The 20,385-nt window shown below is 68.1% G+C and carries 25 protein-coding genes; 20 read left to right on the top strand and 5 right to left on the bottom strand.

The window, feature by feature from the left end:
• The first annotated feature begins 78 nt into the window (after positions 1–78).
• The 5 genes from ABIC66_RS11745 to ABIC66_RS11725 all read left to right on the top strand — a co-directional run bounded on the left by ABIC66_RS11745 (position 79) and on the right by ABIC66_RS11725 (position 5,420).
• Complete coding sequence (locus tag ABIC66_RS11745) at positions 79–738, top strand: putative 2OG-Fe(II) oxygenase (protein ID WP_354070461.1); 660 nt, start codon at positions 79–81, stop codon at positions 736–738.
• 40 nt (positions 739–778) lie between these two features.
• Positions 779–3,088 (top strand): heparinase II/III domain-containing protein, encoded by a 2,310-nt coding sequence (locus ABIC66_RS11740; protein WP_354070460.1) that lies wholly within the window; start codon positions 779–781, stop codon positions 3,086–3,088.
• A gap of 152 nt (positions 3,089–3,240) precedes the next feature.
• Positions 3,241–3,711, top strand: a complete 471-nt coding sequence (locus ABIC66_RS11735) for a DUF2147 domain-containing protein (protein WP_354070459.1) — start codon at positions 3,241–3,243, stop codon at positions 3,709–3,711.
• Positions 3,712–3,718: 7 nt separating this feature from the next.
• Positions 3,719–4,555 carry a helix-turn-helix transcriptional regulator gene (locus ABIC66_RS11730; RefSeq protein ID WP_354070458.1) on the top strand — a complete coding sequence of 279 codons (837 nt, stop codon included), beginning with the start codon at positions 3,719–3,721 and terminating at the stop codon, positions 4,553–4,555.
• Between the two features lie 82 nt (positions 4,556–4,637).
• Complete coding sequence (locus ABIC66_RS11725; RefSeq protein WP_354070457.1) at positions 4,638–5,420, top strand: DoxX-related protein; 783 nt, start codon at positions 4,638–4,640, stop codon at positions 5,418–5,420.
• Here ABIC66_RS11725 and ABIC66_RS11720 read toward each other — a convergent pair.
• The 5 genes from ABIC66_RS11720 to ABIC66_RS11700 are packed head-to-tail and all read right to left on the bottom strand — an operon-like array spanning position 5,414 to position 9,535.
• Positions 5,414–5,734, bottom strand: coding sequence for a plasmid stabilization protein (locus ABIC66_RS11720; RefSeq protein WP_354070456.1), 321 nt, complete (start codon positions 5,732–5,734; stop codon positions 5,414–5,416). The two genes, ABIC66_RS11725 and ABIC66_RS11720, sit on opposite strands and share 7 nt — an antisense overlap.
• A 51-nt stretch (positions 5,735–5,785) precedes the next feature.
• On the bottom strand, positions 5,786–6,121 hold the full coding sequence (locus ABIC66_RS11715; protein WP_354070455.1) for a hypothetical protein: 336 nt from the start codon (positions 6,119–6,121) through the stop codon (positions 5,786–5,788).
• On the bottom strand, positions 6,118–7,650 hold the full coding sequence (locus tag ABIC66_RS11710) for an FAD-dependent oxidoreductase (protein ID WP_354070454.1): 1,533 nt from the start codon (positions 7,648–7,650) through the stop codon (positions 6,118–6,120). The genes ABIC66_RS11715 and ABIC66_RS11710 overlap by 4 nt, the downstream gene beginning before the upstream one ends.
• Before the next feature lie 45 nt (positions 7,651–7,695).
• Entirely contained in the window at positions 7,696–9,162 is a 1,467-nt protein-coding gene (locus ABIC66_RS11705) for a M56 family metallopeptidase (protein ID WP_354070453.1), read from the bottom strand.
• Positions 9,152–9,535 carry a BlaI/MecI/CopY family transcriptional regulator gene (locus ABIC66_RS11700; protein WP_354070452.1) on the bottom strand — a complete coding sequence of 128 codons (384 nt, stop codon included), beginning with the start codon at positions 9,533–9,535 and terminating at the stop codon, positions 9,152–9,154. Before ABIC66_RS11700 ends, ABIC66_RS11705 begins: the two co-directional genes overlap by 11 nt.
• A gap of 130 nt (positions 9,536–9,665) precedes the next feature.
• Between ABIC66_RS11700 and ABIC66_RS11695 the strand changes: the two genes are divergently transcribed.
• From ABIC66_RS11695 to der, 15 genes are all read left to right on the top strand, one after another.
• Complete coding sequence (locus tag ABIC66_RS11695; protein WP_354070451.1) at positions 9,666–10,244, top strand: 2'-5' RNA ligase family protein; 579 nt, start codon at positions 9,666–9,668, stop codon at positions 10,242–10,244.
• Complete coding sequence (locus ABIC66_RS11690; RefSeq protein ID WP_354070450.1) at positions 10,244–10,915, top strand: DNA alkylation repair protein; 672 nt, start codon at positions 10,244–10,246, stop codon at positions 10,913–10,915. The genes ABIC66_RS11695 and ABIC66_RS11690 overlap by 1 nt, the downstream gene beginning before the upstream one ends.
• Before the next feature lie 82 nt (positions 10,916–10,997).
• Positions 10,998–11,345: an ArsC family reductase gene (locus tag ABIC66_RS11685; protein ID WP_354070449.1), complete on the top strand. Its 348-nt coding sequence runs from the start codon at positions 10,998–11,000 to the stop codon at positions 11,343–11,345.
• A 106-nt stretch (positions 11,346–11,451) separates the two neighbouring features.
• Entirely contained in the window at positions 11,452–12,138 is a 687-nt protein-coding gene (locus ABIC66_RS11680) for an HAD family hydrolase (protein ID WP_354070448.1), read from the top strand.
• 47 nt (positions 12,139–12,185) lie between these two features.
• Positions 12,186–12,368: a hypothetical protein gene (locus tag ABIC66_RS11675; RefSeq protein ID WP_354070447.1), complete on the top strand. Its 183-nt coding sequence runs from the start codon at positions 12,186–12,188 to the stop codon at positions 12,366–12,368.
• A gap of 9 nt (positions 12,369–12,377) precedes the next feature.
• Entirely contained in the window at positions 12,378–12,794 is a 417-nt protein-coding gene (locus ABIC66_RS11670) for a hypothetical protein (protein WP_354070446.1), read from the top strand.
• On the top strand, positions 12,794–13,309 hold the full coding sequence (locus ABIC66_RS11665; protein WP_354070445.1) for an RNA polymerase sigma factor: 516 nt from the start codon (positions 12,794–12,796) through the stop codon (positions 13,307–13,309). Before ABIC66_RS11670 ends, ABIC66_RS11665 begins: the two co-directional genes overlap by 1 nt.
• Positions 13,306–13,614, top strand: coding sequence for a hypothetical protein (locus ABIC66_RS11660; RefSeq protein ID WP_354070444.1), 309 nt, complete (start codon positions 13,306–13,308; stop codon positions 13,612–13,614). The genes ABIC66_RS11665 and ABIC66_RS11660 overlap by 4 nt, the downstream gene beginning before the upstream one ends.
• A 113-nt stretch (positions 13,615–13,727) precedes the next feature.
• Positions 13,728–14,120: a DUF6249 domain-containing protein gene (locus ABIC66_RS11655; protein ID WP_354070443.1), complete on the top strand. Its 393-nt coding sequence runs from the start codon at positions 13,728–13,730 to the stop codon at positions 14,118–14,120.
• 21 nt (positions 14,121–14,141) lie between these two features.
• Positions 14,142–14,726, top strand: coding sequence for an RNA polymerase sigma factor (locus ABIC66_RS11650; RefSeq protein ID WP_354070442.1), 585 nt, complete (start codon positions 14,142–14,144; stop codon positions 14,724–14,726).
• Positions 14,719–15,099 (top strand): hypothetical protein, encoded by a 381-nt coding sequence (locus ABIC66_RS11645; protein ID WP_354070441.1) that lies wholly within the window; start codon positions 14,719–14,721, stop codon positions 15,097–15,099. The genes ABIC66_RS11650 and ABIC66_RS11645 overlap by 8 nt, the downstream gene beginning before the upstream one ends.
• Before the next feature lie 190 nt (positions 15,100–15,289).
• Positions 15,290–16,117 carry a 3-methyl-2-oxobutanoate hydroxymethyltransferase gene (gene panB, locus ABIC66_RS11640; protein ID WP_354070840.1) on the top strand — a complete coding sequence of 276 codons (828 nt, stop codon included), beginning with the start codon at positions 15,290–15,292 and terminating at the stop codon, positions 16,115–16,117.
• A 153-nt stretch (positions 16,118–16,270) separates the two neighbouring features.
• A complete protein-coding gene (locus ABIC66_RS11635) occupies positions 16,271–17,032 on the top strand; it encodes a tetratricopeptide repeat protein (protein ID WP_354070440.1) in 762 nt (253 codons plus the stop codon).
• Complete coding sequence (locus ABIC66_RS11630; protein WP_354070439.1) at positions 17,029–18,459, top strand: PQQ-like beta-propeller repeat protein; 1,431 nt, start codon at positions 17,029–17,031, stop codon at positions 18,457–18,459. The genes ABIC66_RS11635 and ABIC66_RS11630 overlap by 4 nt, the downstream gene beginning before the upstream one ends.
• A gap of 118 nt (positions 18,460–18,577) precedes the next feature.
• Entirely contained in the window at positions 18,578–20,344 is a 1,767-nt protein-coding gene (der, locus tag ABIC66_RS11625) for a ribosome biogenesis GTPase Der (RefSeq protein ID WP_354070438.1), read from the top strand.
• Positions 20,345–20,385: the final 41 nt, after the last annotated feature.

The raw sequence follows: 20,385 nt of genomic DNA, 5'->3' as shown, positions 1-20,385 counted from the left end.
CCTCGCCGAACGTTCCTCTCTTGGCGGCGGGGATCGGGCGATCGATCCCCCCGGATTTCTCCGAGGTTTCCCAGCACCATGTCCGACCACGATCTTAGACTGGTCGCGCCCTTCAGCCCGACGATCATGAAGGCGACCATGACGCCGGCGATGGTCGACACGCTGAACGAGCGCGTGGATGCGATCTTGGCCTCGACCGCCGAAGCGGCGCAGCGGGACTGGTCGGCGCATCTGGCGGGGGCGGTGAGCGCCGAGATCCGGATCACCGACATTCTCCTGGCCCTGCCAGCGCTGCGCGACTTCCTCTATGACGTCGCGCGGACCTACGCCTACCGATGCGAGAACGCGCTGCTGCACTATAGTGACTACAAGCGCACCGAGGAACTCGCGGACAAGCGGCTGGAGGTCCAGATCAAGGAAGCCTGGGCCAACGAGATGGTCGCGGGCGACTACAACCCCGCCCATTTCCATCAAGGGTGCCTGTTCAGCAGCGTCGGCTTCCTGCGTGTGCCGCCGGGCTACGAGGCCGAGTTCCAGGCCGACAAGGCTCGGCAGAACACCGCCGGCTGCCTGCAGTTCATCGACAGCCGCAGCGCCGTGGGCGTGCGCAACCTGTTCACAGTCAAGCCCGTGGTCGGCGAGTTCTATCTCTGGCCGTCATGGATGCTGCACTGCGTCTATCCGTTCAGGAGCCCGGGCGTGCGCCGGTCGATGGCGGTCAATCTGGCGCTGGTCTGATGACCCGTGTCGCGAAAGTAAGAGTATGGGGGAGACCGGCGTGAAGATCCGAGCGAAGAGAGCGGCCTGCCTGGTACTGACGGCGTGTCTCCTAGGCGCGAGCGCTCAGGCCCAGACGCTGCGCGGCGGCCATCCGTATCTGACCTTCAGCGACAAGCACGTGTCCCAGTTCAAGGCGCGGGTCGGTGAGGACGCCGGCGCCAAGGCTGCCTGGGGCCGGGCGCGGGCCAAGGCCGATGAGGCGCTGACGCGGAAGCCCGCCAACGATCGCGAGCTCAACACGGCCTTGATGGGCCTGTCCCTGACCTATCGTATGACCGGTGAGCGTAAATATGCCGACCGCGCCAAGGCGCTGCTGGAGATCTATGCCGGGCGCGCCAACTGGGTGACGGACAAGCCGCTGCTGGCCCGCGCGCCGGTCTGGAACGCCGACCTCGGCATGGGGACCAGCGCCTACGCCTATGGCCTGACCTTCGACGCCATCTACGACGCCCTGACGCCCGCCGAACGGGATCGGCTGGCCAAGGCGCTGGTCAAGGGCGCGATCAAGCCGACGCTGGCCGACTGGATCGACGGCGCGGACCGCATCCATAGCCTCGACACCATGGGCCACAACTGGTTCAGCCACATCGTGTTCGGCGCGGGCGTGGCGGCCATCGCCGTCAAGACCGAGGAACCTCAGGCCGACGCCTGGATCCGCCGCCTCGACGAGGCCGCCGAGGAGTGGGCCAACTACGACGGCAGCGCCATCGAAACCAAGCCCCAGCACTTCGCGACCAATGGAGCCTTCGTCGAGAGCATCAACTACGCGGACTTCGCCGCGGAGGGCTACCTGCGCTTCCGGCGCGCCTGGCTGGACGCCTTCAAGGAGCCGCCTTCGCCGACGCCGCGCCTGGCCGGGATCGCCGACTACTTTATCCAGAACGTCTATCCGACGGCGACCGGCGCCCTGTCGAGCAACTTCGGCGACGGCAATCCTACGGCCAGCGGGGCCCACGCCATCATCAACCTGTGGGCCGCGGGCGATCAGCAGCCGCGCTATCTTTGGTATCTCGACACCGTCGCGCCTAACCCCAACCAAAACGTTCTCGACGAGCCCGAGAACATGGTGCTGTGGCCCACCGCCAAGACTCGCGCAGGCCTCGGGCAGGGACCGGGCCTGGCGACCAGCTGGATCGACAAGGATCTCGGCTCGGCGACCCTGCGCTCGTCCTGGGCGCCGGACGCGACCTTCCTGGCGCTGCGTTCCGGGTTCACCTGGAACCATAACCACGCCGACGCCGGCAGTTTCATTCTCTGGCACAAGGGCAAGCAGCTGCTGATCGACTCTGGCAACGCCAGCTACGCGCGGCCCGAGTACGACGGCTATTACCGCCAGAGCGTGGCCCACAACGTGGTCACGCTGGACGGCAAGGCCGAGCCCTCGAGCAACACTTACGACGGTTCGCACTTCAACGGACGCGTGGACCATCTGGTCGACGCCGGCGACCTGCGCTTCGTCTGGGCCGACGCCACTGGACCCAACGCCAGGAGCTTCGAGCGCAAGTACCGCAGCTTCCTCTGGCTGGGCGGCGCCATTCTGGTGATCGACGATCTGAAGGGCTGGGAGCCGGGCCAGTTCGAGTGGCTGCTGCACTACGAGGGCGAGGCCAAGCGGCAGGGGCAGGTGATCACGATCAGGAACGGCGACGCCGAGGTGGCGGTGCGGCCGCTGTTTCCCGAAACCTTGCCTGACGGCGGTCTGTTCACCGACTATCCCGAACTGCTGCGGATGGCCGAGGGCAAGGGCCTGAAGGATCACGCGCCGGACGAGGCTCAGCCCTACCTGCGCCTGCAGGCGCCGGGCGTCATGGATCGGACGAAGTTCGTGGTGGCCCTGACGCCGAATGGCGTCGATCCCCCGCCCCGCATCGAGCGCGTCGAGACCAAGGACTACCTACTGGTGAAGGTTCGCCAGAAGGGCGAGGTGACCGACGTCTATTTCAATCTGCTGGCCGACGGACGCATCCGTCACCGCAACGCCAACGCCAATCTCGACGGTTGGGAGACCGACGCCTACATCCTGGCGCTGACCTATGCCGATGGCGGAAGCGCCCAGAACCCGAGGCGGTGGTTCGTCGCCGACGGCAGCTATCTGCGCCGCGACGGGCGCGTGGAGCTGGACTCCCTTTCCAAGGCCTTCGTCGTCAAGACCAGGACCGGGCAGGGCGTGACGGCCAGCATCGAGGGCCAGCCGACCTACGCGATCCGCCTGGCCTGCGAGGGCGCGCGGGCCATCAAGGTCGACGGCGTCTCGAAAACCTGCGAACGCGACGTCGCGCTGGTCAGGCGCTCGACCACGCCGCATTGATCGTCGTCAGTCCGACGGCCGCCCAAAGACCGCTGAAAATCCGAAACCGCTTTCTCGCCTCGATTCTGACGGCTTCACCTGATCCTCTCGAACGTCTAGCCTCGCGGCCTGGGGTCGCGTGCGCACACGTCGATGAGAGAAGGACGGACCGGATGAGCCGAACGTTGTCGGGCGGAACGCGATTGGCCGCGATCGGGCTGGCGCTGTGGAGCGTCGCCGGCGCGGCCCTGGCCGCGGACGCCGCGCCGCCTCGGCCGGGCGATATCTATGGCGTCTGGCGCAACCCCAAGGGCAGTGTCCACATCGAGATCAAGCCGTGCGAGACGCGGACGTGCGGCGTGGTCGTCTGGGCCAACGCCCAGGCGCGGGCCGACGTGAAGAAGAAGAACAACCAGGATCTGGTCGGCATGCAGCTGCTGCGCGACTTCGCCGCCTCCGATCCCAACGAGTGGAAAGGCAAGGTGTTCGTGCCTGACCTGGACATGACCTTCTCGGGCCAGGTGCGCCTGCTGGACCGCGCGTCGCTGCGGGCCAAGGGCTGCCTGCTGCCCAACTTCCTGTGCAAGTCGCAGACCTGGACGCGGGTCGATACCGCCAGCACCCTAACCGGACGAGCCTTGTAGGATCGTCATGGGCCAGGCGGGGGACGAGCGGGAGTTCCGGGTTGAGATCGACGGCCCGTTGCTGGCCAACCGCGGCGGCTTTTATGGCGCGGGCGACGTTCGCTGCCGCGCCCCGGCCCAGACCCTGGCCGAGCACCGCTATGCGCGCTCGGCGATCGGGGCGGTGGTGTCGGGCGTATTCAATTACCTGACTCCTCGCGGCGACGCGGCGGTGGCGCCCGGCGCGATCCTGCTGGGCAATGCCAAGGAAAGCTTCGCCTGCCTGCACCTTGACAGCGCCGGCAACCGCCGGGCCGTGCTGGCCCTGGACGACGCGCTGATGGCCGAGCTGGCCGAGGACCTCGACTGCGCCGAAGGCCGGTTCGCGGTCGCGGCCGTCGCTCCCGGACGCGCCACCGCGCCGCTCTATGGCGCGATCCGCCGCCTGGCGCGCGATCCTCGCCCGCAGGAGGAGCGCGTCGTGAGCGTCACGGCCGCCGCCCTCGCCCTGGGACGCCGGGTGCGTCGGCGCGACGCCAGCCGGGTCGAACATCACCGCGTCCGCGACGTAGCCCACGAGATCGAGCGCCGCTATGCCGAAGCCTTGCCCCTGACCGAGCTGGCCGCGAGCGCGGGCCTGTCACGCTACCACTTCATTCGCGCATTCCGCGACGTGACCGGCGAGACGCCCCGGCAGTTCCAGATCGGCGTCCGCCTGAAGGCCGCGGCCGACCAGCTGCTGGACACCAAGGCGCCGATCACGACCATCGCTTTGAACGTCGGCTTCAACGACCTCTCGTACTTCAACCACACCTTCCGCGACGCCTTCGGCCAGTCGCCGCGAGCGTGGCGCAACGCCGCTTAGGATCAGCGCAACAAAACCCAAGTTTGCCGTCGCGACGCCTGTCACCTTGCCCGCACCGAGGTTCAGGGGAGTTGGTCGGGTGATGCGGTCGGTGAAAGCGGTTCCCTATGCGCTGGGCGCGTTCGTGCTGGGCGTCTTGGGCGTAATCTCCGGCGATTTCGCCTTTCAATGGCAGCCCGTGCCGGAACACGTTCCTCTTCGGTCCGTGCTGGCTTCCGTCTCCGCCGTCGCGATGGCCGGCGCCGCCCTGGCGGCGGTGCTGCCGCGCGCGGCGCGCGAAGGTCGACTGCTCCTGGCGATCTTCTTCGGTGTGTGGGCCGTCTTGCTTCACGGTCCCCACGTCGCCGCGAAGCCCGGCTCGGTCGCCGAGTGGCTGGGCGTGGCCGAGAGCACGGCCATGGCGGCGGGCGGCGTCGCTCTCTTTGCTGAAACCCTCGAGGCGAAGATCTGGCGACGCCGCCTAACTTTTTCGGCCCGGATCGCGTTCGGCCTGTGTCTGCTGGTCTTTGGCCTGGCGCACTTCGTCTACTTGGCCTTCACGGCTCAGATGGTGCCGGCCTGGCTGCCCTGGCGGACAGGCTGGGCGGCGGCGACGGGCGCGGGACACGTGCTGGCGGGCTTGGCCTTCCTGTTCAATCGCGGACTGAAGGCGGCCGGACCGGCGGTCACCGGCATGATGGCCAGCTTCGTCGTGCTGCTGCACACCCCGCGCGTGATCGCCGAGCCGACCAGCCGCATGGAATGGACGATGATGGCGGTGGCCCTGACCCTGACCGGCGCGGCCTTCGCGCTTTGGCGGCGGAACGTCGAGCCTGAGCCGGAATCGGCCGAGGCGGCCTTGCCGCCCGAGCCCCCCGTTCAGTGATGCGCGTGGTGCTCGGCGTTGCGCTTGCGGGTCGCGGCGGCCTTCTTGGCCGAGGCTGAGCGAGCGGCGGCGCTGCGGTTGGCCGAGGCCTCGCCGCCTTTCTCGCCGCCCTTGTGGGCCGCCGGATGACCAGTGCTCTTGCCGCGACCGGAACCGCCGGCCTTCTTGCCGCCGCCGTCATCCTTGTTGACCGTCGCCCAGGCGCGCCGCTCCGCTTCCTTCTCCGAGACGCCGCGCGCCTCGTAGCCTTCTGCGATGTGGTCGGCCTTTCGCTCTTGCTTGTCGGTGTACTTGCTCTTGTCGCCTCTGGGCATGGCGAGCCTCCTTGTCCTGGAGAATCTAACCAGCCCGATGCGGCGCGGTTCCTACGGCCGACCTTCCATCGACAGCAGGGCCAGCAGCGCCCCCTCGGTGTCCGACAGACGCCAGCCGCGGTAGGCGAACACCACGCCTTCGCGGAAGTCGGCGGCGGCCCGGGCGCGCAGGCGGGGCAGGGCGTCCGGGCCGCGTCCGGCCGGGAACAGGCGCGTCGCGAGATCGCGGGCGGTGACGCCGGCGTGCTGATCGCGCCAGGCCTTGCCGATCCGGTCGACGGCGGCGGCGTCCAGGCCCGCGAAGACATCCGCTGTTTCGGCCCGGACCAGGGCGGGCGTGGCGGCGAACGCGACGAGGGCGGCCAGGAGATCGCGGCGGCTGGTCATCGGGCGGCTCCTGTCTGGGTCTTGAGGTGATCGGCCAGACGCATGGCCAGGGCCAGAATCGTCAGGGTCGGGTTGGCGATGCCGGAGGTCGGGAAGACCGAACTGCCGGCGATATAGAGGTTCTTGGCCTCATGCAGCCGCAGGTCAGGATCAACGACGCCCTTCTTCGGATCGGCGTGCATCCGCGTCGTACCCATGTGGTGACGCGAGGCGCTGGAGATGGCCAGCAGCTTGCTCCGCTCGATCGACCAACACATCCTGCCTTCGCCGGACGCGCCCAGGGCGTCGGCCAGGCCCGCTACGGAACGCTCGAGGTCGGTGTGGTCCCTCTCGCCATAGGCCCAGGTCAGGCGTATGCGCGGCAGGCCCAGTGGGTCTTTGTGCTCGGGATCCAGGGTCACGCGGCTGTCGGGATTGGGGAAGTGCTCAGCCATGGCGAAATAGCCGAGCAACTGCGCCTCGGTTTGGCCCTTGGCGACGCGACCGCTGGTCCGGCGGATCGTCTGGGTGTCGGCGCCGACCTCGGTTTCGGGACCCGAGGCGGCGGCGCGGAACAGGGTGGCGGTGAAGTTGCCGGTCTTCATCCGCGTTTGGGCCTTTAGCCCCGCGCCAATGACGCAGTGCGCGGCCAAGCGCTTGGCCGGCGCGTAGAGATCCATCGGCGCGTTGCGGGCGATCGCCACGGCCGTGCCCTCGGTCTCGCTATCGCCGTCGCTGGAGTAGGTGACGTGGCCCTGGAAGAAGCGGCCGACCTGATCCTCGCGGTTGCCCAGGTTGTCGGACGCCAGCAGCAGGCGGACGTTCTCGATGCCGCCGACCGCCAGGACGTAGCGCGCGGCCTTGGCCATGTGGCGCTTGCCGTCCAGGCAGGCGACATCCAGGCCGGTGATCTGGTCGCCCTGACGGCGGATTTTCACGACATTGGCGTGCAGATAGACCGTGATGTTGGCCGCTTCGGCGAACTTGGTGCGGAAGGCGTCGAACGCGGCCTTGTCCGTGCCGCCCGAGAACTTCGAGAACGCGCGCGGGGCGGGGAAGAAGCCGTCGGCCGGATCCAGGGCCAGCGGCTGGCGCTCGGGTTCGGTCGAAGCAGGGCGTTCCAGCGGGAAGCGCGGGATTTCCAGCAGGTCGCAGGCCCGGTCGTAGTAGGGCTGCATCTGCGTCCGGGTGATCGGCCAGCCGCTATGCGGGATCCAGGCGCGCTCGGCGAAGTCGGCCGGATCCAGCGGGGCGCACTTGCCGCCCCAGACCATGCCCGAGCCGCCTAGCGCCCGGATTCGCGACTGCGCCGGATAGTCGTCGAAGGGCCGGTCGGGATTGCCGGGGGCCTTTTGGACGCCGGAACCGGCGTAGAGGGACTGGTTCTCGGCGTCGATCTCCAGACCGCCGCTCTCCAGGATCACGACCTTCAGCGGGCCGCCGGCCAATTCCTTGGCCAGGGTGATGCCGGCCAGGCCGCCGCCGATGATCAGCAGATCGGCCTCGAGCGGGCTGGCGTCGGGCAAGGTTCGGGCGTCGATGATCGTCATCGTTGTGAAGCTCGCTGAATTTAAAGGAGGTTTCGGAGCGCGGCCTTAGCCGCGCGCGCCCCGGCTCTTCAGATAGGCCACGACGTCCGCGTGGCCGTTGCGGCGGGCTTCGCTCATCGGCGAGCGGATCTGGCCCGGGTTGGCCGGGACCGCGCGGTTCACGTCGGCGCCGCGCTCGACCAGATAGGTGACGATATCGAGATTGCCGGCCTGGGCGGCGTTGATCAGCGGCGTCTCGTCGCCGGGGACGAAGACCTCGACATTGGCGCCGCGTTCGACCAGCAGGCGGACGATCTGGATATTGCCGGACAGCGAGGCCTGGATCAGCGGGGCGCCATCGCCTCGCACGGCCAGGTTCGGGTCGGCGCCAGCCGCCAGCAGCAACTGAACGGTATCGAGCTGGCCATGACGGGCCGCCTCGATCAGCGGGGAGCCGTCACCGGGAAGCACGGCGTTGGCGTTGGCGCCCAGGGCGATCAACTCGCGCACGGCCGCCACGTCGTGGGCGCGGACAGCGTCGAACAGCGGTTGGCCCAGATGACGGGCGACGGCGCGCTGGGCCTCTTCGGGGCTACGCTCGACCACCTGGGCGGGCTGGGCGGCCCACGCGGCGACGCCGGCCGAGAGGCTGAGCACCGCGACGGCGGCCGCGCCGGCCAGGTGACGGTTACGATTGGCATGGTGACGGGCGAGCATGGTGAAGCGCTCCTTCAGTTGGTGGTTGGCCGAGGCTGGCCAATGGCAGCCCAGCGGCGGGGCGCAGGCGGCCAGCTGGGTCTTCAGCATGGCTTCGCCATAGGCGCGGCGGGTCTTGGGGTGACGGGCGAGAACCGCGGCGTCGCAGGCGATCTCCTGGTCGATGCGTAGGGTGGCCGCACCGACATGGATCAGCGGGTTGAACCAGAACAGGCATTGCATGGCCGTGACGGCGGCGTTGATCTGGGCGTCGCCGACGGCCAGGTGGTTGCGTTCGTGGGCCAGGATCAGGGTCTGCTCCTCGGCGGTGAAACGGTCGGCGAAGTCGGCGGGCAGCACCACGCGCGGGGCCAGGGCGCCGATCACGGCGGGTCCGACACCAGGACGCTCCGATTGGAGGAGACCGGCTTCACCGGTGGCGCTGAGCCGGCCCAAGGCGCGGACGAACCGTCGCTGGCGCTCGGCCTGGACGACGAGGCCGCCGAGGGCGACGGCGACCCACAGGCCCAGCAGGCTCTCGCCGACGGGCAGCGAGCGCAGCGGACGCGGCGCGGGCTTGAGCAGACGCGTGGGCGCGGCCGGCGCTGTCTGGGCGACGATCGCCGCCGGCTTGGCCAGGCTCGGGACAGGCTGGGTGATCGTCCGCGCCGGAATCAGCAGGGCCAGGATCGACAGCGGCGCGATCAGCCACAGCGCATAGGCGCTGCGGGCCCCGAACGCGGCGCGAACCGGCTTGCGCAGGACCAGGATCAGCAGAACCGCCGCCGCCAGGGCGAGATTGGCCTTCAGCAGGAACAGGATCAGGTCACTGGTCATCGTCGATCTTCTCCAGCAGGCGGCGGAGTTCCGCGACGTCCTCGGGGTTCAGCTTCTCGCGCTTGGAGAAGTGGCTGACCAAGGGCGCCAGACGGCCGTCGAACAGGCGGTCCAGCAGGCCCTGGCTCTCGGAGTCGACATAGTCCTCGCGGCCGATCAGCGGGCGGTAGAGGAAGCGGCGCCCGTCCTTGTCGGCGGCGATGGCGTTCTTCTTCAGCAGGCGGTTGAGCAGGGTCTTCACCGTGCCCTCGGCCCATCCCTGGTCCTTGGCCAGGATCGCCAGGATGTCCTCGGCGGCCTTGGGGCTGTCGGCCCACAGGACCTTCATGACTTCGCTCTCGGCGGCGCTGATGCGTTGGGGGGGCGTATCCATGCTTCAACGATTACGCACGTAAACGATCGCGTCAAGCCAACGATTACGCACGTAAACGAAATGTAATGCAGCGGTTGGACCGGACGCCCGAAGCGGCTTACTGCTGACCGTCGACCAAGGAGGGGGCTGGATGGCCGAGACGTTGCAGATGGGCCTGCCGGGCTTCGACCCGCCGACGCCGACCGACCGGCTGATGTTCCTGATCTATCCGGACCCCGCGACGGCCGAGACGATCGCTTGCGAGGCGCGGTGCCTGAGGGATGCGCTGAGGCTTCGTGGTCAGCCGCTGCTGACCGACCGCTTCCACATCACCCTGCAGCACCTGGGAGACTATGTCGGCCTTCCGCGCGACCTGGTCCGCAAGGGCGAGGACGCTGGCCAAGCCCTGACGGCCGCGCCGTTCGAGGTCGTGTTCGACAAGGCGGTCAGTTTCGCCAATCGGCCCGGCAACAACCCCTTCACCTTGCAAGGCGGGGAGGGTGTGCAGGCTCTGGTCGGCTTCCAGCAGGCCCTGGGCCTGCGGATGGCCAAGGCGGGCCTGAAGCCGGACAAGCAGTTCCTGCCGCACATCACGCTGCTCTACGATGGCCAGGTGGTCCCGGCCCAAGACATCGTCCCGATCCGCTGGACGGTAAACCGCTTCGTGCTGGTGCAGAGCAAGCTCGGCCAGACCCAGCACATCGTGCTGAAGGGCTGGGACCTGGCTTGATGGCCACGGCGTCCGAGGTTCTTCTGGAACTGGAGGCGCTCGGCGACCGGACATACCGCGCCGGCATGGCGCGTTACGCGATCGACGCCCCAAAGGCGTTCGGCGTCGCCGTGGGAAAGCTGCGCGTCCTGGCAAAACGGCTGGGTCGTGACCACGCCTTGGCCCAAGCCCTGTGGGAAACCGGCTGGTACGAGGCGCGTCTGTTGGCGGGCATGATCGATGATCCGAAGCGGGTCACGCCCGAACAGATGGACGCCTGGCGCGCCGACTTCGACAACTGGGCGGTCACCGACACGCTCTGCTTCGACCTGTTCGACCGCACGCCCCATGCCCTCGGCAAGATCGACGAATGGGTGAGGTTGGAAGGCGAGTTCGACAAGCGCGCGGGCTTTGTTCTGCTGGCCTGCGTCGCCTTGCATCGCAAGGAGCTGCCGGACGCGCCGTTCGTGGAGCGCCTGCCGTTGATCGAGGCGGCCGCCACGGATCCGCGCAACTTCGTCAAGAAGGGCGTCAACTGGGCCCTGCGGGCGATCGGGACGCGCAAGAGTCCGGCGCTGAGGGCTGCCGCCCTGGAACTGGCCGCGCGACTGGCCGTGTCCGCGGACCCCACGGCGCGCTGGAATGGCAAGGACGCCCTGCGTCAGCTCAACAAGGCCAACAAGACCGGCTGAGCCGGTTGGCGCGGGCCGGGCGCTCGGCTAGGGCAGGGTCCATGGCGCGGCGAGGATTCGCCGCCGCTGAAGGAGCCCCGCCATGACCCCGACGATGTACGGCATCAAAAACTGCGACACGGTCGCCAAGGCGCGGAGATGGCTGGAGGATCGCGGCCAGGCCTACGCCTTCCACGACTACAAGACGGCGGGAGTCGATCGCCCGCGTCTCGAGGCCTGGGTGAAGGAGCTGGGCTGGGAGGTGGTGCTGAACCGCGCCGGCATGACCTTCCGCAAGTTGGACGAGGCCGACAAGCAGGACCTGAATGCCGAGAAGGCCATCGCCCTGATGCTGGCCCAGCCCTCGATGATCAAGCGTCCGATTCTGGATCTCGGCGACCGCCGTCTGGTCGGCTTCAAGCCTGATCTCTACGAAGCGATCTTGCGCTAAGTCCCGGTTTATCCACGCTCTTGGTCGCCCCGTTAGCGAAGTTTAAGACGACAACCTTCGGGGGATCGGTCTATCACTAGACGGAACATCCGCCGGCGGCGGACTCATGAGGGGCTATAGGCGCGTGGGGGAGAACGGCGTCTCGCGGTACGAACTGGTCATATTCGACTTCGACGGCACGCTGGCCGACAGCGCGGCGTGGATGATGCGCGCCGTCAATCCGATGGCGCGCCGATACGGCTTCAAGACCGTCACCGACGAGGAGATCGAGATGCTGCGCGGCCGCAGCACGCGCGAGGTCATCCGCTATCTGGGCGTCTCGCCCTGGAAGCTCCCGCTGATCGCGCGCGCCGGCAAGAAGCTGATGGCCGCCGACGCCCACACCATCCCGCTTTTCCCTGAGACCGCGCGGATGCTGAAGGCGCTGCACCAGGCGGGCGTGAAGATCGCGGTGGTCAGCTCGAACAGCGAGGCGGTAATCCGCCGCGTGCTGGGACCGGATCTCGAAGATCTGGTCAGCCTCTATGCTTGTGGCGCGTCGCTGTTTGGCAAGGCCCGCAAGTTCAAGCAGGTCACCGCTCGCGGCGTGTCCCGCGACAAGGTCATCTGCATCGGCGACGAAACCCGCGACATCGAGGCCGCTCGCGCGGTGGGCCTGGACTGCGGGGCCGTCGGCTGGGGCTACGCCAAGCCCTCGATCCTGGCCGAGCACCAGCCCACCGTGTCGTTCAGTTCGATGTCTGAAATTATTTCGTACGTCGCTGCATCCAGCCCGGCGGTCGGCGGCGACTAACCTTCGAAAGCACGAATGATCGTGCTCGTGATCGAAGGGGCTAACCGATGACCGACCTTTTCCGTGACTTCTGGTGGCTGATGTTCCCCATGGGCTTCATGCTGCTGGGCGCCTTCCGCGCATGGCTGGACTATCGCGCCCGCCGCGAAGTGGTGGAGACCCTCCGCGACCTGGCCAAGGCCGGCCACGAGGCGCCAGAAGCCCTCGTCGCTCAACTCGACGCCCGTTAGGAGGATCCGATGTCCGAGGACATTTTCCGTCAGTTCTGGTGGCTGATCTTCCCGCTCAGCTGGTTCGTGTTCGGGGCCTGGCAGAGCTGGCTGTCGTACCGCGCCAATCGCGAGACGCTGGACCTGATCAAGACCTACGCGGCCGCCGGCCGCGAACCGCCGCCCGAGCTGCTGGCCAAGCTGAACAAGCGCTGGCACGGCGACGACGACGACCGGGACGAGCGTCCGCGCTATCGCCGCCGTCGCGAGCGGACCTGGTATCAGGTCGTGCTGTTCGGGATGCTGGGCGCCGGCTTCGCCTTCGCCGCGGCGACCGACATCTACGGCGCGGGCCAGGCTTTCACGATCGTGGCCTTCGTGATGGCCGCCCTATGCGCGGCGACCTTGGTGCAGGTGCTGCTCGACCGTAACGGGCCGACCATCTGATGGAAGCCGCGCTCGTCCGACAGGCGCGCGCGGGCTCCCAGGCCGCCTTCGCGCGGCTGGTGGCGATCCACGAAAAGCCCCTGCGCGGGTTCTTGCGCAAGAGCGGCTGGATCGACGCCGACGACATCGCCCAGGAGGCCTTCGTGGCCGCCTGGGCGGGCCTGCCCAAGCTGCGCGAGGATGAGGGTTTCCGGGCCTGGCTCTACGGCGTGGCCTGGAAGAAGGCCCTGTCCCAGCGACGCGGCGCCCAGCGCGCCGCGGCCCGGGACGAGGCTTGGCGAGGGGAGCAGGAGCTGGAGGCCGCCGCCGAGGTCGGGGCCGAGGATCGCATGGCGCTCGAAAAGGCCCTGGGGACCCTGCCCGAGGACCAGCGGGCCTGCGTCACGCTCTGCCTGGGGCAGGGCTGGTCGCACGCCGAGGTTTCCGACGCGCTTGGACTTCCTTTGGGCACCGTCAAATCGCATGTTACCCGTGGTCGCGAACGGCTGCTGGCCGTCCTAGGAGGCGCCTCATGAACCTGGACGATCAACTCTCGGCCTTCCTGGGCGAGACGCCCAAGCAAAGCCGCGCTGACATTTTCACCGCCGAGGTCATGCAGCGGATCGAGCGCCGCGCGTTCCTGGACCGTCTGACGGCCACCGCCGCCGGGGCGGTGGTCGTCGCCCTGGTCCTGTGGGCCTGCGCGCCGGTGCTGAACCTGGCCGTCTCGACGATCGCGCCGGGCCTGGCGCCGATCGCCGCGGTCTTCGCCGTGATCGGCGCGGTGGTGGCGGCCGGCGGCCCGACCGTCTGGCGCCGCCTGGGTCTGTCGATCGGTTGAGGCCTTCGGCCGCCTTACGAAAGTTTCATCCCGGCGGGCGCCTCCAAACAGGACCGTGAACGCCTCTTACTAGTGAAGGCGGCGCGGGGGCGTCGTCCACCTAAACTGGAGGATTGAAAATGGGTCCGGAAATCATCGTTCCTGTCGCCGGTTGCATGATGATCGTCGCCATCGTTTGTCTGCCCTTCTACTTCAAGAGCCGCGAGCGCCGCGAAATGCAGGCCACGCTGCGCGTCGCCATCGAGAAGGGCCAGCCGGTGCCGCCCGAGGTGATCGAGGCCATGACCCGCGCCGTGAAGACGCCGCCGACCCGCCTACGCGACCTGCGCACCGGCGTCATCTGGCTGGCGATCGGCATCGGCATCGGCCTGGCCACCTACTTCGGGGACTTCATCCATGGGGACGGCGATTTCGACGGCATCGGCATCGCCTGCATCCCGGCGGTGATCGGCGTGGCCTTCATCGTCCTGAGCTTCTTCAATCCGAACAAGGAAGAGCGGGTCTAGAACCCGAGCCTTGGGAGGGGCTTGAATCCAATGGGCATGGAACGCCCGCCAACTGGCCACGATGTCGAGCTCGCCGCTTCCGCGGCGGCGGGCGACCGACGGGCCTACGGGGAGCTGGTGCGCAGGCACGGCTCGGCCGTCCGGGGTCTCTTGCGGCGCCTGGGCGCCGACTCGGCCACCGCCGACGACCTAGCCCAGGACGCCTTCATGACCGGTTTCGAACAGGCGGCCGAATATCGGGGCGAGGGGACCTTCGGCGCCTGGATCAAGAAGATCGCCGCTCGGCTCTATCTGAAGAAGGTCAAGCGCGATGCGCGGCTGATCTTCTCGGACACCGTGGAGCCCGTCGAAGAGGTGATGGTGCGCGACGCGTCGGGGGACGCCGCGGGCCGCATCGATCTCGACGAGGCGCTCAAGACCCTGTCACGGGGGGAACGTCTGTGCGTTTCCCTCTGCTACGGGGCCGATTGGTCTCATGCCGAGGCGGCGGAGGCCTTGAACATCCCGATCGGCACGGTCAAATCCCATGTCAAACGTGGTTTGGATAAACTCCGGGCAAAACTGGCCCGACCCGAGGAAGGCGCGAGGAGGGAAGCTCATGGCTGAACCCGATTTCGAAGCCCAGCTGAGCCGTATGTTCGCCGAGGCGCCGTCGTTTCCGGACGCGGCGCTGTTCAACGCCGAGGTGGCGGCCAAGCTGGACCGCGGCTGGGCGATGCGGCGGATGTTCATCGGCGCGGCCGGCGTGGCGGCCGGTGTGATCGCCGCATTCCAGATCCTGTCCACCCGCTTTTCCAGCGAGGTCTCTCAGCTGTCGAAGACCAGCAGTCACAGCTTCGAGACCGAGATCAACGCCGGCGTGGCCAAGCTCAATTCGGTGCTGACCACCCCGGCCAGCGCCGAGGCGGTCTGGCTGGCGGCCGGTCTGGCGGTGGTGGCGATCGCGTTCTTCGTGACGCGAGCGGTCGAGGAGTTCTAGGAGTCCAGCGGGGCGGCTTATCGCTGTTCATGTTGCGGTGCGGCGCGATCCGGCCCACATACGACGCCTCGGACTCATCGCTTCGATCGAAGCGATGAGTCCTTTTCTCTTGTTTGTGCGTGGCGGACGCCGAAACCGGTTTCCACTTTCGGCTGCCACGCACGAGCGCGTCGCTTAGGGAGGGTTCGCCCTGTCCGCCCATCGTGAAGAGACGGTTCGCCGTCTGGCCGCCCCCGACATCACCGCCCGCAAGGGCGGCGTGCCAATCGTCTGTCTAACGGCCTATACCGCGCCCGTCGCCGCCGCGCTGGACGACGCCTGCGATCTGTTATTGGTCGGGGATTCGGTCGGCATGGTCGTCCACGGCCTGCCCAATACCGTCGGCGTCACCCTGGAGATGATGATCCTGCACGGCCAGGCGGTCATCCGTGGCTCCAGGAAGGCGATGGTTGTCGTCGACATGCCGTTCGGCTCGTATGAGGCCTCGCACGAGGAAGCCTACGCCAACGCCGTGCGGATCATGAAGGAGACGGGCGCCCAGGCCGTGAAGGTCGAGAGCGGCCCGACCGTGGCCGAGACCATCGCCTATCTGACTCGGCGCGGCGTCCCGGTGATGGGCCATGTCGGCCTGCGGCCCCAGGCCGTGCTGCTGGAAGGCGGCTTCAAGGCCAAGGGCAAGGACGAGGCCGGCCGGGCCAAGGTGCTGGAGGAGGCTCGCCTGACCGCCGAGGCCGGCGCCTTCGCCATCGTCGTCGAGGGAGTGGCCGAGAGCCTGGCGCGCGAGATCACGCAAGCCGTGCCGGTCCCGACCATCGGCATCGGCGCCTCGGCCGGCTGCGACGGTCAGGTGCTGGTCACCGACGACATGCTGGGCCTGTTCGACTGGACCCCGAAGTTCGTCCGCCGCTACGCCGACCTGAAGGGCGAGATCGAACGCGCCGCGGCCGAATACGCGCGTGACGTGAAAGATCGCAGCTTTCCGGGCGAGGCCGAGACCTATTACGCCAAGAAGGCTTAAAAGGGCGCGTTGCGACGCGGCGCGGCACGCTATAGGTTCGCCGCCTCGGCGAGCGGCCCTCCGCTAGCCACAATCTGTCGCCAACCAGCGGCGTCGGCCAAGTTCGGGCGCGACGTCCAAGGGCCTGCAGCGCCCGTTTCGGAGCCTCGTTTCGTGGTCGATGTTTTTGACGAAGTCGAAGAGCAGCTTCGATCGGAGCGCTATCGCAGCCTGGCGGTGAAGTCGCTGCCCTGGGTCGCGGCCGTGGCCGCGGTCGTGGTGATCGGCGTCGGCGGCTACTGGGGCTGGAATTCCTACCAGACCAACCAGGCCGACAAGGCTTCGGAAGGCTACCAGGCCGCGCTGGAGACCGCGCAGAAGCAGAGCCCGGCCAAGGCCTTCGGCCAGTTCAAGGCCATCGCCGACGGCGGCGCCAAGGGCTACAAGGCCTTGGCCCTGCTGCAGATGGGCGACATCCGCCTGGAAGAGAACAAGACCAAGGAAGCGGTCGCCTATTTCGACGAGGCCGCCAAGGCCGCGCCGAGCCCGCTGCTGGGCGACCTGGCGCGCCTCAAATCCGCCTTCGCCCTGATGGACACCGCCTCGTACAAGGACATCGAGTCGAGGTTGACGCCTTTGGCGGGGGAAAAGAGTCCGTACCGCGTGTACGCCAAGGAAGCGCTGGCTTTCGCCAAGCTGCAGGCCGGTGATCTGGCCGGCGCCCGGGCCGACTTCGTGATCCTGGCCAACTCGCTCGACACCAGCACGTCCGAAGAGGTGCGCCAGCGCGCCCAGGCGGCCATGCAACTGATCGACTCGGGGACCGCCAAGGAGCTGGCCGCCGCCGTGAAGGCCGCCGCCAGCCTGCCGACGCCGCCGCTGAGTCAACTGCCGCCCGGCGTCGCCCCGGGCGCCGCCCCCACCGCCGCACAATGAGCCGCCTGATGATCTCCAAGCGTTCCGTCGCCCTGGTCGCGCTGATGTCCGCGTCCGTGGCCGTCAGCGGCTGTTCGACCGTTTCCAAGCTCAATCCGTTCGGCGGCAAGGACAAAAACAAGTCCACGGCCACCCAAGGTCAGCGGATCTCGATCATCGCCTTCGATCAGAAGGTCGAGGCGTCGGAATCGCTGAAGGGCGCCGACTTCTTCCTGCCCGATCCGGTGGTTCAGGCCGACTGGCGCCTGCCGGGCGGCAACGCCGAGCAGTCGATCGAGCACGTCGACGCCGGCAAGGACTTCCAGATCGCCTGGAAGCACGGCTTCGGCAAGAAGGGCGGCCGCAAGTTCCACGTCACCGCCCCGCCGGTGTCGTCGGGCGACCGCATCTATGTGATGGACGGCGAGGCCGACGTTGTGGCGATGGACGCCAAGACCGGCTCGACGATCTGGCGCAAGGACCTGCGTCCGGCCGCCGGCCCGACCAAGAAAGGCGGCTTCCTGGGCCTGATCCCCAAGAAGAATGACCGTCTCGGCTTCGGCGGCGGCGTGGCCCTGGGTCCGGACAACAAGCTCTATGTCGCCTCGGGCTTCCGTTTCGTGGCCCAGATCGACGCCGTGACCGGCAACCTGGGCTGGACCCAGCCGACATCGACTCCGATCCACGGCGCCCCGACGGTCGTCGACGGCCGGGTGTTCGTCGTGTCGACCGACAACGAGCTACTGACCTACGCCGCCGACAGCGGCACGCCGGGCTGGACTTATCAAGCCCTCAGCGAGCCGGCCCGCATTCTGGCCGCCTCGACCCCGGCCGTCAGCGGCGACACCGTCGTCTCGGGCTTCGCCTCGGGCGAACTGGTCGCTCTGCGCGCCACCAACGGCAACGACCTGTGGAGCGAGGCGCTCAGCCGCGCCAGCCGCACCAACGCCCTGTCCGAGATCCGCGACATTCCGGGCCGCCCGGTGATCTACAAGGGCGACGTGTTCGCCGTCAGCCACTCGGGCGTCTTCGCCGCCACCGACCTGCGCACGGGCCAGGCTCGCTGGAGCCTGCCGGTGACCGCGATCACCACGCCCTGGGCCGCCGGCGACGTCGTCTACGTGGTCGACAAGGCCGGTCAGGTGATCTGCGTCTCGCGCGAGAACGGCTCGGTCTATTGGCTGCAGGACCTGAACGACAGCGCCAAGCTCACCAAGAAGCAGAAGAAGAAGCGCGCCAAGCATCCGCGCCTATGGTCGACCCCGATCCTGGCCAATGGCCGCCTGATCACGGTGTCTAGCGACGGCGAGGCCGTGGCCCTGAACGCCAAGACCGGCGCCAAGGAAAAGACCCTGAAGATCGGCGCGCCGGTTCTGTTGAACCCGATCGCCGTCGGCAACATGATCTATCTGGTCACGGACGACGCCGAACTGGTCGCCATCCGCTGATCCACCGGGCCTTTCGAGGCCCGAAACACAACTTGAAACGCTCTCGAGCCCGGGTCCGCGAAAGCTGGCCCGGGCGTTCGCTTTTGCGAGATGGGCCAAAATCGACTACTGGACGCCTATGCCTTTGAAACTCGCCATCGTTGGCCGCCCGAATGTGGGCAAGTCCACGCTGTTCAACCGTCTGGCCGGCAAGAAGCTGGCCATCGTCGACGACCAGCCGGGCGTCACTCGCGACCGCCGCTACGCCGACGGCCGCCTCGGCGACCTGGACCTGCAGCTGATTGACACCGCCGGCTTCGAGGACGTCGCCGACGAGAGCCTGGAGGCGCGGATGCGCGCCCAGACCGAGCTGGCGATCGAGGAGGCCGACCTCTCGCTGTTCATCTACGACGCCCGCGAAGGCGTCACGCCGCTGGACGAGGTGTTCGCGGCCCTGCTGCGCCGTCGCGGCAAGCCGGTGATCATCGCCGCCAACAAGGCCGAGGGCAAAGCCGGCCAGTCGGGCATCGGCGAGGCCTACAAGCTGGGTCTGGGCGAGCCGATCCCGATCTCGGGCGAGCACGGCGAGGGCATGGCCGAGCTCTACGCCGCCATGCTGGAAGCCGTGCCCGAGGACCAGTATTCCGATGACGAGGATGACGAGGACAAGCCGATCCGGCTGGCCATCGTCGGACGCCCGAATGCGGGCAAGTCCACCCTCATCAACCGCCTGATCGGCGAACAGCGCCTGCTGACCGGCCCCGAGGCCGGCATCACCCGCGACTCCATCTCGGTCGACTGGGTCTGGGGCGACAAGAAGGTCCGCCTGGTCGACACCGCCGGCCTGCGCAAGAAGGCCAAGGTGCAGGAGAAGCTGGAGAAGCTCTCCACCCAGGACACCATCCGCGCCATCACCTTCGCCGAGGTCGTGGTGCTGGTGATGGACGCCACCCACCCGTTCGAGATCCAGGACCTGCAGATCGCCGACCTGACCGAGCGGGAAGGCCGCGCCCTGGTGTTCGTGCTGGCCAAGTGGGATCTGATCGAGGACCAGGCCGCGACCCTGGCCGCCTTCCGCGAGCACGCCGAGCGCATGCTGCCCCAGGTGCGCGGCGCGCCGGTGGTGGCCCTGTCGGGCGAGACCGGCAGCGGCGTCAACAAGCTGATGCCGGCCGTGCTGAAGATCCACAAGGACTGGTCGACCAAGGTCAAGACTCGCGACCTGAACGACTGGCTGCAGATGGCCATGCAGCGCCATCCGCCGCCCGCCGTCAGCGGTCGCCGCGTGAAGCCCAAGTACATGGCCCAGACCAAGGCCCGCCCGCCGACCTTCGTGCTGTTCTCCAGCCGCGCCGACCAGATGCCCGACCATTATCGGCGCTATCTGATCAACAGCCTGCGCGAGAGCTTCGACCTGCCGGGGGTGCCGCTGCGCATCACCATCAAGTCGGGCGCCAACCCCTATGCCGACGGCGAGGCCAAGGGCCACAGCGGCCGGGGCAAGCGCGAGTTCGAACGCCGCGAGCGCGAGGAAGAGCGCATCCGCGCCTCGCGCAACACGGTCAAGAAGTCCAAGCGCCTGGCCGACGAAGCCGCCGCCAAGGCCGCGGCCGAAGCCGGCCTGCCGGATCCGACGGTGAAGCAGCCGGTCAAGAAGAAGGCGCCGGCCGCCGCCAAGGCCGCTCCTAAAGCCGCTCCGGCGGTCGAGAGCGCGGCCGAGCCCGGCAAGGGCGCCGTCAAGTCGGTCAAGAAGCTGGGCCCCAAGGTCCAGAAGAAGGTCTCGACCACGCCCAGCTACAAGGTCGGCGCCAAGTCGGCCGGCGGCAAGGCGGCCGGGCCCAAGCGTCCGACCTCCGGAGCCCGCACGGTCCGCGGCAACACCGGGCCGGGCAAACCCAAGCGCTGATCGCCTTATCTTCGCCTCGCGCGTTCCAGCTAGTGAAGCTT

This window comes from Caulobacter sp. 1776 (assembly GCF_040545685.1).
GTDB lineage: Bacteria > Pseudomonadota > Alphaproteobacteria > Caulobacterales > Caulobacteraceae > Caulobacter.
This window is presented reverse-complemented; position numbering and strand designations above follow the sequence as displayed.

Excerpts from the sequence above, each read along its gene's own strand:
- ABIC66_RS11660 (WP_354070444.1), top strand. The coding sequence starts at position 13,306 with ATGAACCTGGACGATCAACTCTCGGCCTTCCTGGGCGAGACGCCCAAG.
- ABIC66_RS11670 (WP_354070446.1), top strand. The coding sequence starts at position 12,378 with ATGTCCGAGGACATTTTCCGTCAGTTCTGGTGGCTGATCTTCCCGCTC.
- ABIC66_RS11710 (WP_354070454.1), bottom strand. The coding sequence starts at position 7,650 with ATGACGATCATCGACGCCCGAACCTTGCCCGACGCCAGCCCGCTCGAG.
- ABIC66_RS11675 (WP_354070447.1), top strand. The coding sequence starts at position 12,186 with ATGACCGACCTTTTCCGTGACTTCTGGTGGCTGATGTTCCCCATGGGC.
- ABIC66_RS11725 (WP_354070457.1), top strand. The coding sequence starts at position 4,638 with ATGCGGTCGGTGAAAGCGGTTCCCTATGCGCTGGGCGCGTTCGTGCTG.
- ABIC66_RS11705 (WP_354070453.1), bottom strand. The coding sequence starts at position 9,162 with ATGACCAGTGACCTGATCCTGTTCCTGCTGAAGGCCAATCTCGCCCTG.
- ABIC66_RS11680 (WP_354070448.1), top strand. The coding sequence starts at position 11,452 with ATGAGGGGCTATAGGCGCGTGGGGGAGAACGGCGTCTCGCGGTACGAA.
- ABIC66_RS11690 (WP_354070450.1), top strand. The coding sequence starts at position 10,244 with ATGGCCACGGCGTCCGAGGTTCTTCTGGAACTGGAGGCGCTCGGCGAC.
- ABIC66_RS11720 (WP_354070456.1), bottom strand. The coding sequence starts at position 5,734 with ATGCCCAGAGGCGACAAGAGCAAGTACACCGACAAGCAAGAGCGAAAG.
- ABIC66_RS11630 (WP_354070439.1), top strand. The coding sequence starts at position 17,029 with ATGAGCCGCCTGATGATCTCCAAGCGTTCCGTCGCCCTGGTCGCGCTG.
- der (WP_354070438.1), top strand. The coding sequence starts at position 18,578 with ATGCCTTTGAAACTCGCCATCGTTGGCCGCCCGAATGTGGGCAAGTCC.
- ABIC66_RS11665 (WP_354070445.1), top strand. The coding sequence starts at position 12,794 with ATGGAAGCCGCGCTCGTCCGACAGGCGCGCGCGGGCTCCCAGGCCGCC.
- ABIC66_RS11745 (WP_354070461.1), top strand. The coding sequence starts at position 79 with ATGTCCGACCACGATCTTAGACTGGTCGCGCCCTTCAGCCCGACGATC.
- ABIC66_RS11715 (WP_354070455.1), bottom strand. The coding sequence starts at position 6,121 with ATGACCAGCCGCCGCGATCTCCTGGCCGCCCTCGTCGCGTTCGCCGCC.
- ABIC66_RS11730 (WP_354070458.1), top strand. The coding sequence starts at position 3,719 with ATGGGCCAGGCGGGGGACGAGCGGGAGTTCCGGGTTGAGATCGACGGC.
- ABIC66_RS11735 (WP_354070459.1), top strand. The coding sequence starts at position 3,241 with ATGAGCCGAACGTTGTCGGGCGGAACGCGATTGGCCGCGATCGGGCTG.
- ABIC66_RS11700 (WP_354070452.1), bottom strand. The coding sequence starts at position 9,535 with ATGGATACGCCCCCCCAACGCATCAGCGCCGCCGAGAGCGAAGTCATG.
- ABIC66_RS11645 (WP_354070441.1), top strand. The coding sequence starts at position 14,719 with ATGGCTGAACCCGATTTCGAAGCCCAGCTGAGCCGTATGTTCGCCGAG.
- ABIC66_RS11695 (WP_354070451.1), top strand. The coding sequence starts at position 9,666 with ATGGCCGAGACGTTGCAGATGGGCCTGCCGGGCTTCGACCCGCCGACG.
- ABIC66_RS11685 (WP_354070449.1), top strand. The coding sequence starts at position 10,998 with ATGACCCCGACGATGTACGGCATCAAAAACTGCGACACGGTCGCCAAG.